1 pseudogene is annotated in these 888 nt (G+C 62.7%); it reads right to left on the bottom strand.

The features are described 5' to 3' along the window. Window positions 1-792: pseudogene (locus NZK81_RS21415) on the bottom strand (IS630 family transposase); the annotation flags it as partial. Between the last annotated feature and the right edge of the window lie 96 nt (window positions 793-888).

The raw sequence follows: 888 nt of genomic DNA, 5'->3' as shown, positions 1-888 counted from the left end.
GCAAAGACCTGCTCGATCGGATTGAGATCGGGGCTGTAGGGCGGCAGGAACAGGAGCCGTGCTCCTCTGGCCCGGACAGCGGGCTTCTTGTGACTGGAGAGGTTGTCGAGGATGACGATGTCTCCGGGCCTTAGCGTCGGGCAGAGTTGCCCTTCGACCCATGCAGTGAAGCTGGCGGCGTTGATTGGCTGATCGAACACGAACGGCGCATCGATCCGGTCGCAGCGGAGCGCCGCGATGAAGGTCATCGTCTTCCAGTGGCCGTAAGGCACTTTGGCGTGGAGACGCTGGCCTTTGGGCGCCCAGCCCCGCAGCGGTGCCATGTTGGTTTTCGCCCAGGTCTCATCGACGAAGACAAGGCGCGCCGGGTCAGGCCGGGCCTGATACTTCTTCCACTGCTCGCGCCGCCGGGCGATCTGCGGCTTCAGTTGTTCGGCGGGAAGAACGCTTTTTTTTGAAGCTCAGGCCCTCGGCGTGGGCGAAGCGCCAGACCTGAACGTAATCGACCTTCACCCCGCGCTCAGCCAGTTCGGCCACCAGTCCGCGCAGGGTGAAGTCGCTTTTGCTCCGTTCCAGCAGCCAGTCGCGCAGATCGCCGGTCAACAGCCGGGGCTTGTGACCGCCAATCTGCCCTGGCGCAGCAGTCCCGGTTTGCCGGTAGCGCTTTAACCACTTGATCGCGCTGCTCTGCGAAATCCCGAACCGGGCCGCCGCGCCACGCGCCGACATGCCCTCGTCTATCACCGCAGCAACAACCCGCTCGCGAAGGTCCATCGAATAGGCTCGAACCATGCCATGCTGGCCTCCTTGCCCAGCAGGCATCATGAATCACATGCAACCGCGATTGGGAAGCACATACCGAGTCAATGCAATGTCATCTCGCTCTAG

Source organism: Novosphingobium mangrovisedimenti, assembly GCF_025153475.1.
GTDB lineage: Bacteria > Pseudomonadota > Alphaproteobacteria > Sphingomonadales > Sphingomonadaceae > Novosphingobium > Novosphingobium mangrovi_A.
This window is presented reverse-complemented; position numbering and strand designations above follow the sequence as displayed.